The sequence below is a fragment of the Pseudomonas sp. AN-B15 genome, from assembly GCF_019056475.1.
In the GTDB taxonomy this organism is placed as follows: domain Bacteria; phylum Pseudomonadota; class Gammaproteobacteria; order Pseudomonadales; family Pseudomonadaceae; genus Aquipseudomonas; species Aquipseudomonas parakoreensis.
Window position 1 is genome coordinate 1,690,730 of sequence record NZ_CP049737.1, and the last position, 13,973, is coordinate 1,704,702.

Sequence of the window (13,973 nt, forward strand, 5' to 3'; positions counted from 1 at the left end):
CTGAATACGGACGCTTTTCCATGCTGGTGATTTCCAACAACGTGCATCTGCCGGATGCCGAGATCGAACTGACGGCCATTCGCGCGCAAGGCGCCGGTGGGCAGAATGTCAACAAGGTCTCCAGCGCTGTGCACCTGCGCTTCGACATTCCGGCCTCGTCCTTGCCCGAGTTCTACAAGGAGCGGCTGCTGGCACTGCGTGACAGCCGCATCACCAGCGATGGCGTGCTGATTATCAAGGCTCAGCAATACCGCACGCAGGAAGCCAACCGCGCCGATGTGCGGCAGCGTCTGGTCGAGCTGATTCTCAGCGCCACCAAGGTCGAAAAGAAACGCCGCCCGACCAAACCGACCCTCGGCTCGAAGAAGCGCCGGCTCGAATCCAAGACCAAGCGTGGCAGCATCAAGGCCGGGCGGGGCAAGGTGGATTTCTAATCTTCGAGGTACTTCGCCGTGTGCTTGTAAAGGTACACGCTCAACGCCAGGCCGCTCAGCGCAGCGAGGGCGGCGAACAGGAAGATCGAAGCGAAACCGAAACCCGACGCAATGGCCCCGGCCAACGGCCCGGTAATCCCCAAAGACAAGTCGATGAACAGCGAATAAGCGCCAACGGCCGCGCCTCGGCTGGAGGCCGGCACCAGGTTCACCGCTTCCACGCCCAGCGCCGGGAACACCAGCGAGAAGCCGAAACCGCTCAGCGCCGCCCCGGCCAGTGCCCAATGTGCGTCTGGCGCTAGCCACAGCAGTAACAGGCCGAGGGTTTCCACCGACAGGCAGGCGATCGCCACGCGAAAGCCGCCGAGGCGGTTGATCAGGTTGCCGAACAGCAGACGCGCGCCGATGAAGCTGGCGCCGAACAGGCTCAGGCACAACACCGCGTTATCCCAGTGCCGAGTGGCGTAATACAGGGTGATGAAGGTGGCGATGGTGCCGAAACCGATCGAGCCCAGTGCCAGACCGCAGCCGTGCGGGAACACGCGACCGAGCACATGCATGAACGGCAGACGCTCGCCGGCGACAATCGGCGCTGCGGTTTTCGGCCACGCCAGCAGCAAGCCCAGCGCCGCCAGCAGAATGATGCTGACGCCCATGCTCCACAGCCCCAACTGGCCGACCAGCCACACGCCGAACGGCGCACCCACCGCCAGCGCGCCGTAACTGGCGATGCCGTTCCACGAGATGACTTTGGCGGTATTCGCCGCGCCAACGCGGCCGATGCCCCAGCCGATTGAACCGGAGCCGACCAGGCTTTCCGCGCTGCCCAGCACCAGACGGCCGATCAACAGGCTGATCAGGCTGAGCATCGGCAGGTTCGGTGTCCACGCCGAAATCAGCATGAACACGCCACTCAAGCCGCAACCGGCCAGACCAATCATCACCGCGCGTTTGCTGCCCTGGTTGTCGATGATCTTGCCGGCGTACGGACGGCTGAGCAGGGTGGCGAGGTATTGCACGCTGATCACCAGCCCGGCGATCACCGCGCCAAAGCCCAGATCACTGTGGACGTACCCGGGCAACACCGCGAGCGGAATGCCGATGTTCAGGTAGCCGATGAAAGTGAAGAGGACGATGGAAACGACTTGCAGCGTGACCGCCAGGGGGCGCTGGGGTTGTGGCATAGAGGACGACATGGGGAACGATCCACGGCAAAGCAGGATTAGATAGGCTGCTTATGATACCGGCGCGAACGCATCTGGGGCGGGGAAAAGTAAAACTATTTGCCGGATAGGGGGTATCAGGGTTTGGCCGGGGCGACCAGTTGCGTGGTGACGAGGGCGGCGAGGGCGTTTTCTTCGCTGCCGAAACGGGCGAGCAAGGCAGCCTGTTTTTCCGGAGAAAGGCGCTGCCAGATCTCGATCATTTTCTCGGTAGCGCCGATCAGGACGGCGGCTTGGCTTTCGGAGAATTCGTCGGTCATGGCGGGCTCGGTTTCAGGCAGTGTGGAAAGCGCATCTTAGCGCTTTCCACACGGTCTGTACGGCGGGGTTTTACTCTTCGTTGTCAGCCTGGCGGCGTTCAGCGGCTTCTTTCGGCTCGGGCTGTTGGGCACCGGCTTGTTGCGTGGTCGTCTGCTCAGGTACGTGCAGGCTTGGGAAGGGGAGATTAGGAATCTCGTGCATGGTTGCGCTCCTCGCTAAGTCTGTTGATAGATCTGGTAGATCCGCGCTTCTTGAAAGCCTGCGCAGGATACAGCAGGAAAAATGACAATCAGACTTTTAATTCAAATTAATGCGACAGATGGCCGCAGGGGAGCGCCGCGAACCAATGTAGGAGCTGCCGCAGGCTGCGATCTTTTGATTTTAAAAACAAAGATCAAAAGATCGCAGCCTTCGGCAGCTCCTACAGGGTATTGCCGTGTAGATCGGGAGCGATCAATTGCGGTGGCAGCGTTATTTGCAGACGTCAGCGATGGCGTCGGCCAGTAGTGCCAGGCGCGTGGCATCTATGCCGGCAACGTTCGCCCGTCCCGAGCTGACCATGTACACGCTGTGCTGCTCACGCAGTTGTTTGACCTGCTCCGGCGACAGCCCGGTGTAGGAGAACATGCCGCGTTGCACGCCAATGTGCGCAAAGCGCTCGCGCAGACCGTGCGGTTCCAGTGCTTCGACCAGACCGCTGCGCAACTGCGCGATGCGTAGGCGCATGGCTTCCACTTCGTCGGCCCAGCGTGCTTTCAGCTCCGGATCGGCGAGGATGGTCGCGACCACGGCCGCACCGTGATCCGGTGGCGTTGACCACAGATTGCGGGCGATGTGGGCCAGTTGGCTGCGGAGGTCGATCAGCTTGTCGGCGGTTTTCGCGCAAACAATCAGCGCCCCGGTGCGGTCGCGGTACAAGCCGAAATTTTTTGAGCAGGAGCTGGTGATCAGCAACTCGGGCACTTCGGCGGCGAACAGTCGGGTCGACCATGCGTCCTGCTCCAACCCATCGCCAAAGCCCTGGTAGGCAAAGTCGATCAGCGGCAGCAGGTCACGGCGGCGCACGACGTCGAGCACACGTTGCCAGTCGTCATGGTTCAGGTCGAAACCGGTCGGGTTGTGGCAGCAGGCATGCAGCAGCACCACGTCGCCTTGCGGCACTTCGTTAAGCACGGCGAGCATCGCATCGACGTCGAGGCGGTTGTCGCTGCCCACGTACGGGTAGTGACTGACCTTGACTCCGGCGGCGGCGAAAATCGTCTCGTGGATCGGCCAGGTCGGGTTGCTCAGCCACACGCCCTTGCCCGGCAGGCACTGGGCGATGAAATCGGCGGCCAGACGCAGGGCGCCAGTGCCGCCCGGGGTCTGGGTGGCGCCAGCGCGCTGTTCGGCGATGAGCTTCGAGTCGGCGCCAAGCACCAGCTCATTGATGACCTTGCCGAACAATGGGTTGCCGTGCCCGCCGATGTAGGTCTTGGTGTCCTGGCGTTCGACCAGTCGCGCTTCGGCGATTTTCACCGCTTCGGGGATCGGCGTCAGGCCCTGGGCATCCTTGTAGACGCCAACGCCGAGGTCGAACTTGCGCGGGTTACTGTCCTGCGCATAGGCCTCCATCAAACCGAGGATCGGGTCGCCGGGTACCCGGCCGATGGCGTCAAAGTGCATTACTTGCGTCCTTCTGCGGTCTTGGCCACTTCATCAGTGCGCGCGGCCATGATGAAGTCGTTGCGGTGCAGGCCCTTGATCGAGTGGCTCCACCAGGTCACGGTGACTTTGCCCCACTCGGTCAGCAGACCCGGGTGGTGACCTTCGGCCTCGGAGATCTCGCCGACGGCGTTGGTGAAGGCCAGTGCGTGCTTGAAGTTCTTGAACAGGAAGACTTTCTCCAGTTGCATGATGCTGTCGCGCACTTCGATGTTCCAGTCAGGGATCTGCTTGATCAGGATCGGCAGTTCTTCGTCGCTGACTTGTGGCGCATCGGCACGGCAGGCTTCGCAGTGGGCTTGGTTCAAAGTGGACATGGTGTGATTCCTGAAATCGAGTGTGTTTTTTTTATAGAAACTATCGGCCCGTCAATGCCGTCACGCTAAACCAAAGTGGCGGCGACTGACAGACTCAATTGTCAGCAAAAGTCGCGGATCACGCGGCTTTCGGTTTTGGCGGAAACTTCGGTGCGTGCAACCCCAACTGCATGCCTTGCTTGACCATGCCCATGATGTCTTCGTGGGCCAGGTCGAACAGACGCTTGAGGTTGGGCAGGACAAAATAAAGCGGCTGCAGGATGTCGATGCGATACGGCGTGCGCATGGCTTCCAGCGGATCGAAGGCCTGATGTTCGGGCTCGTCCGACAGCGAATAAACGGTTTCCTTCGGCGAGGACAGGATGCCGCCGCCATAGATGCGTTGGCCTTGCGGGGTGTCGACCAGACCGAACTCGATGGTCATCCAGTACAGGCGCGCCAGGTACACGCGCTCTTCCTTGGTGGCCTGCAGGCCGAGCTTGCCGTAGGTGTGAGTGAATTCGGCGAACCACGGGTTGGTCAGCAGCGGGCAGTGGCCGAAAATCTCGTGGAAAATGTCCGGCTCTTGCAGGTAGTCCAGTTCTTCGCGGGTACGAATGAACGTGGCCACCGGAAACTGTTTGCTGGCGAGCAATTCGAAGAAGGTCTGGAAGGGGATCAGTGCAGGGACGCGGGCAACCTGCCAACCGGTGGTCTCACCGAGCACCTTGTTGATCTCGCCCAGTTGCGGAATGCGGTCATGGGGCAGGCCGAGTTTTTCGATACCGTCCAGGTATTCCTGGCACGCCCGACCCTCGATCACTTTCAGCTGGCGAGTGATCAGCGTGTTCCACACCGCATGTTCTTCGGCGGGGTAGTCGATAAAACCTTGCGCATCGGGCTCGCGGGCCACGTATTGCGTCTGCTTCATACTGCTCTCCTGCTAGGGGAATTCGTTCTTGTTATGTCCAGCGATGGGGTCAGGATTACCCGAGAGTGGGGCGGGATGCAGCAGGTTGAACGCGGTCGTTGTAGGAACAATCACCGTATTTTGTAAATAAATCGTTACGCTTTGGCGGGTATCTCGCGTTTGCGCTGATTTGCAGGTTTGAAAAGGCGTGTGGCTGTCACATAATCTTGACAACTATCTGCGCGCCTCGACAGAAAAGTCAGGCGTTACCCCCTGTGGGAGCGAGCCTGCTCGCGAATGCGGTCTGTCTGACACATCTATGCTGAGTGTGCAGCCGCCTTCGCGAGCAGGCTCGCTCCCACAGGTCTGTGTTCAACCTTATTGCTGGTTTGTCGAGTCATTCATATGCGTATCAAAGTCCACTGTCAGAACCGCATCGGCATCCTGCGCGACATCCTCAACCTGTTGGTGGAGTACGGGATCAACGTGGCGCGCGGTGAGGTCGGCGGCGAGCACGGCAATGCGATCTACCTGCACTGCCCGAACCTGATCAACATTCAGTTCCAGGCGCTGCGGCCGAAGTTCGAAGCGATTGCCGGGGTATTTGGGGTCAAGCGCGTCGGGTTGATGCCCAGTGAGCGTCGGCACATGGAGTTGAACGCGTTGCTTGGCGCGCTGGAATTTCCGGTGCTGTCGATCGACATGGGCGGCTCGATCGTTGCCGCCAACCGCGCGGCCGCGCAGTTGCTCGGGGTGCGCGTGGACGAGGTGCCGGGGATTCCGCTGTCGCGCTACGCCGAGGATTTCGACCTGCCGGAACTGGTGCGCGCCAACAAGTCGCGAATCAACGGCATGCGCGTCAAGGTCAAGGGCGACATCTTTCTCGCCGACATCGCGCCGCTGCAATCGGAGCACGACGACAGCGAAGCCATGGCCGGTGCGGTGCTGACCCTGCACCGCGCCGACCGCGTCGGCGAGCGCATCTATAACGTGCGCAAACAGGAGCTGCGTGGCTTCGACAGTATCTTCCAGAGTTCGAAGGTGATGGCGGCGGTGGTGCGGGAGGCCCGGCGCATGGCGCCACTGGATGCGCCGCTATTGATCGAAGGCGAAACCGGCACCGGCAAAGAATTGCTGGCGCGGGCCTGTCACCTCGCCAGTCCGCGTGGGCAGTCGCCATTGATGGCACTCAACTGCGCGGGGCTGCCGGAGTCGATGGCCGAGACCGAACTGTTCGGCTACGGCCCCGGCGCGTTCGAAGGCGCGCGCGCCGAAGGCAAACTCGGTCTGCTGGAACTGACGGCGGGCGGTACGCTGTTTCTTGATGGCGTCGGCGAAATGAGCCCGCGCTTGCAGGTGAAGTTGCTGCGCTTTCTGCAGGACGGCTGCTTCCGCCGGGTCGGCAGCGATGAAGAGGTGTATCTGGATGTGCGGGTGATCTGCGCCACTCAGGTCGACTTGTCCGAGCTGTGCGCGCGCGGCGAGTTTCGTCAGGATCTGTATCACCGCTTGAATGTGCTGTCGCTGCACATCCCGCCGCTGCGCGAATGCCTCGACGGTTTGACCCCGCTGGTCGAGCACTTCCTCGATCAGGCCAGTCGGCAGATCGGTTGCTCGCTGCCGAAACTGGCGCCGGCGGCGATGGAGCGCCTCAGTCACTATCACTGGCCGGGCAACGTGCGGCAGCTGGAGAACGTGCTGTTTCAGGCGGTTTCGCTGTGTGACGGCGGCACGGTCAAGGCCGAGCATATTCGCTTGCCGGACTACGGCGTGCGTCAGCCGCTTGGCGATTTCTCGCTGGAGGGTGGGCTGGACGAAATCGTCGGGCGTTTTGAAAAAGCGGTGCTGGAGCGCTTGTATTCCGAGCACCCGAGCAGTCGGCAACTGGGTAAGCGGTTGGGGGTTTCGCACACCACCATTGCCAATAAGCTGCGCGAGTATGAAGTTGGTAAAGACCCCGAGAGTTAACAGTAACACTGTGGTGAAAAGAGCTTTTGTGGTGAGGGGATTTATCCCCGATGGGTGGCGAAGCCGCCCCAAACCCGGCAAATGCGGTCCATCCGATACACCATCAATGGATGGATTGGGGCTGCTGCGCAGCCCATCGGGGATAAATCCCCTCACCACAGGTTCTTTTTCCATCTGCAAAAATCGGGATTGCCGCCAAGCGGCATAACACCGCCGGTTTTTCGACTTCGATACATTTCAAATTTCCCCGCAAACCCCCTCAAGTCCTTTGTTTACCGGGCTGCAAGCCGCCAGAAAAAAGTTGGTCTGCAAATTGCTTATGGCTCAGCAGTACAGCGGTGGGCGGCAAACGTCCGGCATGCAGAGGAAAGAGTGTGGACAAGTACCTTTATGTGGCAATGACCGGCGCCAGTCAGAACGCACTGGCGCAAAAGGCCCATGCCAACAACCTGGCGAACATCTCCACCAATGGTTTTCAGCGCGACCTGGAGCAGGCGCGTTCGATGCCGGTGTTCGGTGACAGCTTTCCGGCGCGTGCGTTTGCCATGAGCGAACGGCCCGCCACTGATTTCACCGCCGGTTCGCTGGTGCAGACCGGCCGCGACCTCGACGTCGCCGTGACCGGCAACGGTTTTATCGCCGTGCAGAACCCCAACGGCGGCGAAAGCTACGTGCGCACCGGCAGCCTCAACATCGACGCCCTCGGCGTACTGCGCGCTGGCAACGGCATGCCGGTACTCGGCAACGGCGGTCCGATCGCCGTGCCGCCGGAGCAGCAGGTCGAAGTCGGTGAAGACGGCACCATCAGTATTCGTGCGATGGGCGAAGGCCCGCGCGTCATGGCGGAAGTCGACCGGATCAAACTGGTCAACCCGGACATCAAGAACCTCAACAAAGGCCTCGACGGCTCGATCTACACCAAGGACGGCCAGCCGGCGCCGGCCGACGCCAACGTCAAACTGGTGTCGGGTTTCCTTGAGTCGAGCAACGTCAATGCCGTGGAAGAAATGACCTCGGTGCTGGCCCTGGCCAAGCAGTTCGAGTTGCACGTCAAGATGATGAACACCGCCAAAGACGACGACCAGGCCATGGCTCGGGTCTTGCAGATCAGCTAATTATCAGAACGTCGCGCCGTAAAACAGGCGCACGAGGAGAATCGAATGCTTCCGGCTCTATGGGTTGCCAAAACCGGTCTGTCCGCCCAGGACACCAACCTGACCACCATTTCCAACAACCTGGCGAACGTCTCGACCACGGGTTTCAAGCGTGACCGTGCCGAGTTCCAGGACCTGCTGTATCAGATCAAGCGTCAGCCAGGCGCCCAGTCGACCCAGGACAGCGAACTGCCATCGGGTCTGCAACTGGGTACCGGTGTGCGCATCGTCGGCACCCAGAAAAACTTCACCGCCGGCAGCCTGCAAACCACCGAGCAGCCGCTGGACATGGCCATCGACGGTCGCGGTTTCTTCCAGATCCTGCAGCCGGACGGCACCACGTCCTACACCCGTGACGGTACTTTCCACCTCGACTCCAACGGCCAGATCGTCAACGCCAGCGGTTTCGCCCTGGAGCCGGCCATCGTCATCCCGAACAACGCCCAGAGCTTCACTGTCGGCACCGACGGCACCGTGTCGATCACGGTGCCAGGCAACCCGGCCGCTCAGGTGATCGGCAACCTGCAAACCGCCGACTTCATCAACCCGGCCGGTCTGCAGGCGGTGGGCAACAACCTGTTCCTGGAAACCGCTGCTTCCGGCGCGCCGCAAATCGGCACCCCGGGCCTGAACGGTTTCGGTACCACCCTGCAGAACACCCTGGAAGGTTCCAACGTCAGCACGGTTGAAGAGATGGTCAACATGATCACCACTCAGCGCGCCTACGAGATGAACTCCAAGGTGATCTCCACCGCCGATCAGATGCTCTCGTTCGTAACGCAGAATCTGTAATCAAGTCTATGGGGCGGCCTGAGGCCGCCAGCAACACCGTGAGGTAGGGTCATGAAACGCTTCGTATCTGTTCTGGCATTGGGTGGGGTCGTCTCGCTCGCGGGCTGCGTCGCACCGACGCCCAAGCCCAATGACCCTTACTACGCTCCGGTGTTGCCGCGCACGCCACTGCCGGCGGCGGCCAACAACGGCTCGATCTATCAGGCCGGCTTCGAGCAAAACCTGTACAGCGACCGCAAGGCGTTCCGCGTTGGTGACATCATCACCATCACCCTGAACGAGAAGACTCAGGCGAGCAAGAACGCCAACTCTCAGGTGGCCAAGAACAGCAAGACCGGCATCGGCCTGACCTCGCTGTTCGGCGGCAGTGGCACCACCAACAACCCGTTGGGTGGCAATGACCTGAGCCTCGACGTCGGCTACAGCGGCGACCGCGCGACCAAGGGCGACAGCAAGGCCGCGCAGGGCAACACCCTGACCGGCTCGATCACCGTGACCGTGGCCGATGTGCTGCCCAACGGCATCATCGCCGTGCGCGGCGAGAAGTGGATGACCCTCAACACCGGCGACGAGCTGGTGCGGATCGCAGGTCTCGTGCGTGCCGATGACATCGCCACCGACAACACCGTGTCGTCGACCCGTGTCGCCGATGCGCGCATCACCTACTCGGGCACCGGTTCGTTTGCCGATGCGAGTCAGCCAGGCTGGTTCGACCGTTTCTTCCTCAGCCCGCTGTTCCCTTTCTAGGTGGCGACTTTGAATTTCAAGAGCCTCATGCTGGCTGCGGCCCTGTTGTCCGCAGCCTTTGGTGCCCACGCCGAGCGGCTGAAAGATATCGCCAGCATTTCCGGCGTGCGTTCCAACCAGTTGATCGGTTACGGCCTGGTGGTCGGGCTTAACGGCACTGGCGACCAGACGACGCAGACCCCGTTCACCCTGCAGACCTTCAACAACATGCTCTCGCAGTTCGGCATCAAGGTGCCGCCAGGGTCGGGTAACGTGCAGTTGAAAAACGTCGCGGCGGTGTCGGTGAGTGCCGATCTGCCGGCGTTCGCCAAACCGGGTCAGCAGGTCGACATCACCGTGTCTTCGATCGGTAACTCCAAGAGCCTGCGCGGCGGTACCCTGTTGCTGACCCCGCTCAAAGGTATCGACGGCAACGTCTACGCCATTGCTCAGGGCAACCTGGTGGTCGGCGGTTTCGATGCCGAAGGGCGTGACGGTTCGAAGATCACCGTCAACGTTCCGTCGGCCGGTCGTATTCCGGGCGGTGCTTCGGTAGAACGTTCGGTGCCGAGCGGTTTCAACCAGGGCAACAGCCTGACGCTGAACCTCAACCGCTCCGACTTCACCACTGCCAAGCGCATCGTCGACAAGATCAACGACATGCTCGGCCCTGGCGTGGCGCAAGCCATCGACGGTGGCTCGATTCGTGTGACCGCGCCGCTCGACCCGAGCCAGCGTGTCGACTATCTGTCGATCCTGGAAAACCTTGAAGTCGACCCGGGTCAGGCGGTGGCGAAAGTCATCATCAACTCGCGCACCGGCACCATCGTCATCGGTCAGAACGTGAAAGTTTCGCCGGCCGCCGTGACCCACGGCAGCCTGACCGTGACCATCACCGAAGACCCGATCGTCAGTCAGCCGGGCCCGTTGTCCAATGGGCAGACGGCCGTGGTGCCACGCTCGCGGGTCAACGCCCAGCAGGAAGCCAAGCCGATGTTCAAGTTCGGCCCGGGCACCACCCTCGACGAGATCGTGCGGGCAGTGAACCAGGTGGGCGCGGCACCGGGTGACCTGATGGCCATTCTCGAAGCTCTGAAGCAGGCCGGCGCGTTGCAAGCCGACCTGATCGTGATCTGAGGACGGCGACCATGGATATGCGCAAAGGCAGTCTGGTGGGCACTGGCGATTCGGGTTCTTACTCCGACCTCAATCGCCTGAACCAGCTCAAGGTCGGCGACAAGAACAGCGATGCGAACATGCGCAAGGTGGCGCAGGAATTCGAATCGCTGTTCCTTGGCGAAATGCTCAAGTCGATGCGTTCGGCCACCGAGGCGTTGGGTAAAGACAACCCGATGAACACCCCGGCGGCCAAGCAATATCAGGAAATGTACGACCAGCAACTGGCGGTCTCGCTGTCCCGTGAGGGCGGGGGTATCGGTCTGGCCGACGTGCTGATGAAGCAGATGTCGAGGAACAAACCGCTGGCGCCAGGCGAGGCGGCGGCCGCGTCCGCCGCCAAGCAAGAGGCGGCGAAAGCGGCTGCGGTGCAGACGCCGATTGCCGCCGGCACGACCGCCACCCAGGGGCCGTTATCGCGGCTCAATGGCGAGCGTCCGTTGTGGGCGTCGCGTTCCGGGCGTGTCGCCACGACCGAAGCCTCGCACAGCAATGACATGGCCATGATCAACAAGCGTCGTCTGGCCTTGCCGCCGAAACTGGCCGATCGTTTGCTCGCCGGTCTGGTGCCTTCCGCTACGCCGACCGCCGCCAATGCCTTGCCGCAACGTGCCGCAACGACGGCCACTACCGGCGCCGGTCCGCTGTACAACGGCGACTGGCTGACCCGTGCCGAAGACGCCAAGGCGTCCGGCGGGCAGATGCAGATTTACGGCCGAGCGATGGCGCAGATTCCGCTGGCGCCGGCCAAGCGCGCCTTCAGCTCCGCCGATGAATTCGTCAATACCATGCTGCCGATGGCCAAAGAAGCCGCCGCGCGTATTGGCGTCGATCCGCGTTATCTGGTGGCGCAGGCCGCACTGGAAACCGGCTGGGGCAAATCGGTCATGCGTGCCCAGGATGGCAGCAGCAGCCACAACCTGTTCGGCATCAAGGCCAGCAGCAACTGGACTGGCGATTCGGCCCGGGCGATCACCAGCGAGTTCCGCAACGGGCAGATGGTCAAGGAGACGGCGCAGTTCCGTTCCTATGCCTCGTACAAGGACAGTTTCCACGATCTGGTGACTTTGCTGCAGACCAACAATCGCTATCAAGATGTGGTGAAGTCGGCCGATAACCCAGAACAGTTTGTACGCGAGTTGCAAAAGGCCGGTTACGCGACCGACCCGAACTACGCGACGAAGATTTCGCAGATAGCCAAGCAGATGAACAGTTTCGAAAACTACGCTGCGGCCGGCGTTTCAACGACGCCTCTATAAACACACGGTAAGGTTTGAATCATGAGTTTGCTCAATATCGGGATGTCGGGGTTGTCCGCGAGTTCTTCCTCTCTCGCGACCACAGGTAACAACATTGCCAACGTCGACACCGCCGGGTATTCACGCCAGCAAACCGTGCAGAGCACCAAGTCCTCGCAGCAGTTCGGCAACGTCTTCATCGGGACGGGGACGACCCTGGCCGATGTGCGCCGGGTCTACAACTCTTACCTCGAAAACCAGCTGCATACCGCCACCTCGCTCAATAGCGAAGCGGCTGCGTACGGTGCCCAGGCCACTGCGCTGGATGCCTCGATGTCCGACACCAACACCGGCCTGACCGGTGTGCTGCAGAAATTCTTCACCTCGATGCAGGGCGTGGCGACCTCGGCCACGGACGACACCTCCCGTCAGTCGGTGCTGACCGGTGCGCAGGCGCTGACCAGCCGTTTCAATGCCCTGGCCAAACAGCTGAACGATCAGAACACCACGATCAACGGCAACCTTGCGGACATGACGTCGCAAGTGAACAAACTGGCCACCTCGATTGCCAATCTCAACCAGAAGATCGGCGAGATTTCCACCAGCGGCGGTCAGCCGAACGATTTGCTCGACAGCCGTAACGAAGCCGTGCGCCAGCTCTCCGAGCTGACCGGTGCGCAGGTCGTTGAACGGGGTACCAGTTTTGATGTGTACATCGGTACCGGCCAACCGCTGGTGATCGGCAACACCACCAACACCCTGAGCACCGTGCCGAGCAAGGACGATCCGACGCGCATGGCCATTCAAATGGACCGTGGTTCAAGCGTCATCGACATCACCTCGGCCATGAGCGGTGGCGAAATCGGTGGTCTGCTGACCTATCGCAAAGAAGTGCTCGATCCATCGCTCAACGAGCTGGGTCGTGTCGCGCTGGTGGTGGCCGATCAGGTCAACAGCCAGCAAGCCCAGGGCATCGACAAGAACGGTGACTTCGGTGCAGCGATTTTCAACAACATCAACAGTGCCGCGCTGATCAGCCAGCGCAGCATTGCGCAGGCGGGCAATAGCGCCGGCTCGGGCAACCTCGATGTCACCATCAAGGACACCGGCAAGCTGACCACCAGCGATTATCAGGTGACCTTCACCAGCGCCACCAATTATTCGGTCAAGCGCTCCGATGGCACTGACATGGGCTCGTTCAGCACCACGACCACGCCGCCACCTGTGATTGACGGTTTCACCCTGGCCCTCAACGGCGGCGCCCTGAGCGCGGGCGACACGTTCAAGGTGACCCCGACCCGTAACGCGGCGAGCTCGATTCAGACCGTATTGACCGATCCGAAGAAAGTCGCGGCGGCAGCGCCGTTGACCGGCGTGGCCAGTGCCAACAATTCCGGTACCTACACCCAGCCGACGCTGACCGACACGGTCGACATCTACAACCCGGCGTCGCAGACCGAGTTGCAAAATGCGCTCAAATATTCAACGCCGGTCAAGCTGGTGTTCGGTGCGGTCGCCAGTGGCAGCCAGTCGTACAACATGGTCGACGCCAAGGGCAACACCATCGGTTCGGGCACCATCGTGCCGGGGCAGGCCAACACCTTGAACCTCAAGGTCGGCATGGTCGACTCCACCGGTGCTCCGGTGATGGACACCACGGTCACGCCGAACGTGCAGAAGACTTTCACTGTGCAGACCACCGTGGGGGCGACGCCAAAATCCGGCGAAACCTTCACCATCAACCTGACCGGCGCGGCCTCTTCGGACAACCGCAACGCCCAGGCACTGGTTGGCTTGCAGACCAAACAGACCGTGGACACCGGCAGCGGCAGCAAGGGCATCAGCCTGACCGACGCCTACAACAAACTGGTGACCAACGTCGGTACCAAGGCTGCGCAGAGCAAGTCCGACAACGACGCCACCTCGGTGATCCTCGATCAGGCCAAGGGCGCGCGTGATTCGCTGTCTCAGGTCAACCTCGATGAAGAGACCGGTAACCTGGTCAAGTATCAGCAGTACTACACAGCGTCTTCGCAGATCATCAAAGCTGCGCAGGAAACTTTCGCCACGCTGATCAACAGTCTTTAAGGA

General features: G+C 61.3%; 14 protein-coding genes. 8 read left to right on the plus strand and 6 right to left on the minus strand.

The window, feature by feature from the left end; translation table 11 throughout:
* The first annotated feature begins 20 nt into the window (after window positions 1-20).
* Window positions 21-434 (plus strand): alternative ribosome rescue aminoacyl-tRNA hydrolase ArfB, encoded by a 414-nt coding sequence (gene arfB / locus GTQ41_RS07795; RefSeq protein ID WP_047292466.1) that lies wholly within the window; start codon window positions 21-23, stop codon window positions 432-434.
* On the opposite strand, the gene GTQ41_RS07800 is transcribed toward arfB, so the two are convergent.
* The 6 genes from GTQ41_RS07800 to phhA form a co-directional block, all read right to left on the minus strand.
* Window positions 431-1,618 (minus strand): MFS transporter, encoded by a 1,188-nt coding sequence (locus GTQ41_RS07800; protein ID WP_183082875.1) that lies wholly within the window; start codon window positions 1,616-1,618, stop codon window positions 431-433. The two genes, arfB and GTQ41_RS07800, sit on opposite strands and share 4 nt — an antisense overlap.
* A gap of 116 nt (window positions 1,619-1,734) precedes the next feature.
* Window positions 1,735-1,917: a hypothetical protein gene (locus tag GTQ41_RS07805; RefSeq protein ID WP_007965516.1), complete on the minus strand. Its 183-nt coding sequence runs from the start codon at window positions 1,915-1,917 to the stop codon at window positions 1,735-1,737.
* 70 nt (window positions 1,918-1,987) lie between these two features.
* Entirely contained in the window at window positions 1,988-2,119 is a 132-nt protein-coding gene (locus GTQ41_RS28785) for a hypothetical protein (protein ID WP_257012244.1), read from the minus strand.
* Between the two features lie 270 nt (window positions 2,120-2,389).
* On the minus strand, window positions 2,390-3,583 hold the full coding sequence (locus tag GTQ41_RS07810; protein ID WP_047292470.1) for an amino acid aminotransferase: 1,194 nt from the start codon (window positions 3,581-3,583) through the stop codon (window positions 2,390-2,392).
* Window positions 3,583-3,939, minus strand: coding sequence for a 4a-hydroxytetrahydrobiopterin dehydratase (locus tag GTQ41_RS07815; protein ID WP_003222798.1), 357 nt, complete (start codon window positions 3,937-3,939; stop codon window positions 3,583-3,585). The genes GTQ41_RS07810 and GTQ41_RS07815 overlap by 1 nt, the downstream gene beginning before the upstream one ends.
* Before the next feature lie 118 nt (window positions 3,940-4,057).
* Entirely contained in the window at window positions 4,058-4,849 is a 792-nt protein-coding gene (gene phhA, locus GTQ41_RS07820) for a phenylalanine 4-monooxygenase (protein ID WP_047292472.1), read from the minus strand.
* Window positions 4,850-5,233: 384 nt separating this feature from the next.
* Here phhA and GTQ41_RS07825 point away from each other — a divergent pair, with 384 nt between their 5' ends.
* From GTQ41_RS07825 to flgK, 7 genes are all read left to right on the plus strand, one after another.
* On the plus strand, window positions 5,234-6,796 hold the full coding sequence (locus tag GTQ41_RS07825) for a sigma-54-dependent phenylalanine hydroxylase transcriptional regulator PhhR (RefSeq protein WP_047292474.1): 1,563 nt from the start codon (window positions 5,234-5,236) through the stop codon (window positions 6,794-6,796).
* Window positions 6,797-7,170: 374 nt separating this feature from the next.
* Window positions 7,171-7,911 (plus strand): flagellar basal body rod protein FlgF, encoded by a 741-nt coding sequence (locus GTQ41_RS07830; protein WP_007965507.1) that lies wholly within the window; start codon window positions 7,171-7,173, stop codon window positions 7,909-7,911.
* A gap of 45 nt (window positions 7,912-7,956) precedes the next feature.
* Window positions 7,957-8,742: a flagellar basal-body rod protein FlgG gene (gene flgG / locus GTQ41_RS07835; protein WP_003222804.1), complete on the plus strand. Its 786-nt coding sequence runs from the start codon at window positions 7,957-7,959 to the stop codon at window positions 8,740-8,742.
* 51 nt (window positions 8,743-8,793) lie between these two features.
* Complete coding sequence (flgH, locus tag GTQ41_RS07840; RefSeq protein ID WP_007965503.1) at window positions 8,794-9,489, plus strand: flagellar basal body L-ring protein FlgH; 696 nt, start codon at window positions 8,794-8,796, stop codon at window positions 9,487-9,489.
* Window positions 9,490-9,516: 27 nt separating this feature from the next.
* Complete coding sequence (locus tag GTQ41_RS07845; protein ID WP_161794916.1) at window positions 9,517-10,605, plus strand: flagellar basal body P-ring protein FlgI; 1,089 nt, start codon at window positions 9,517-9,519, stop codon at window positions 10,603-10,605.
* Window positions 10,606-10,616: 11 nt separating this feature from the next.
* Complete coding sequence (gene flgJ / locus GTQ41_RS07850) at window positions 10,617-11,903, plus strand: flagellar assembly peptidoglycan hydrolase FlgJ (protein WP_047292477.1); 1,287 nt, start codon at window positions 10,617-10,619, stop codon at window positions 11,901-11,903.
* A 21-nt stretch (window positions 11,904-11,924) separates the two neighbouring features.
* Window positions 11,925-13,970 carry a flagellar hook-associated protein FlgK gene (gene flgK, locus GTQ41_RS07855; protein ID WP_047292479.1) on the plus strand — a complete coding sequence of 682 codons (2,046 nt, stop codon included), beginning with the start codon at window positions 11,925-11,927 and terminating at the stop codon, window positions 13,968-13,970.
* Window positions 13,971-13,973 lie beyond the last annotated feature (3 nt).